The sequence below is a fragment of the Novosphingobium aerophilum genome, from assembly GCF_014230305.1.
Classification (GTDB): Bacteria; Pseudomonadota; Alphaproteobacteria; order Sphingomonadales; family Sphingomonadaceae; genus Novosphingobium; species Novosphingobium aerophilum.
Genome location: NZ_JACLAU010000110.1, coordinates 1 through 1,150, shown reverse-complemented (window position 1 = coordinate 1,150; position 1,150 = coordinate 1). Strand labels below are relative to the sequence as shown.

The window sequence follows — 1,150 nt, the reverse complement described above, 5'->3', positions numbered from 1 at the left end:
CCCGGGCTTGTGTGGACGAGATGTGCTTTATTGGTTGCATCGGCCGGGATGCGCATCCCGGCCGATGCGGGCAGGAGGCCGATGTATCGGACTGGTTGCACAGCCGAGGTCAAGCAAGGCCCTGTCCGCTCCCATTGACCCCGAACGGTTGAACGGGCGCGAGCCCGCACCACAAGCCAGGGAGCAGGGCCATGATACAGGAAAATTGTTTTGTTGGCATCGATGCCGCCAAGCTGCGGTTCGATGGATATGTCCATCCTTCGGGCGAGCGGCTGGTGGGGGGCAGTTCACCGCGCGAGATCGAGGAGCTGACCCGGCGCATCCGGGCGCTGGCGCCCCGGGCGGTCGGGCTCGAAGCCTCGGGCGGGTATGAGCGCAGGCTGGCCGACAGCCTCCATGCGGCCGGGCTGGAAGTCTATATCCTGCCACCCGCCCGGGTGCGCGGATTTGCCCGGGCGCTCGGGCAACTGGCCAAGACCGACGCCATCGATGCGGTGATGATCGCCGGTTACCTGGCTGCCACCCACACGCGGCTGCGCCCCTATGCCCCGGATCCGGCCCGCAGCCGCCTCAGCGCCCTGGCCGCCCATCGCCGGCGGCTCGTGGCCGAAAAGTCCGGCCTCACCAGCCAGTGCGACACCATCGACGAGCCCCTGGTGCGCGACATGATCGCACAGCGGCTGGACATGATCGCCCGCCATGTCGCCACGCTCGACAAGGCCATGCGCCAACTGCTCGCCACTACCCCGCATCTGGGTCAGCGCCACAAGCGCCTCCAGCGGGTCGCCGGCGTCGGACCGGTCCTCGCCACCGCCCTGCTGGCCGACCTGCCGGAGCTCGGCCAGGTCTCGCCCAAGGTCGCCGCCGCCCTGCTCGGCGTCGCCCCTCATGCCCGGCAGTCCGGAGCATTCACCCGCCCGGGGCGATGCTCGGGAGGACGAAAGCATCTGCGCGACATCGCCTACATGGGTGCCCTCAGCGCCATCAAGGCACGAGACCCCGTCCTCCACCCCTTCTACCAACGCCTCAGAAGCAGCGGAAAACCCTTCAAACTCGCCATGATCGCAACCGTGCGGAAGCTCATCTCCATCCTCAATGCCATCGCCCGCGATGACCCGGCATTCCAAACACCATCCACGGTTGCTTGACC

At 67.7% G+C, this 1,150-nt stretch carries 1 protein-coding gene; it reads left to right on the top strand.

From position 1 onward, the window contains the following. Nucleotides 1–191 precede the first annotated feature (191 nt). Nucleotides 192–1,148, top strand: a complete 957-nt coding sequence (locus tag H7F49_RS19235) for an IS110 family RNA-guided transposase (protein ID WP_185685156.1) — start codon at nucleotides 192–194, stop codon at nucleotides 1,146–1,148. Nucleotides 1,149–1,150 lie beyond the last annotated feature (2 nt).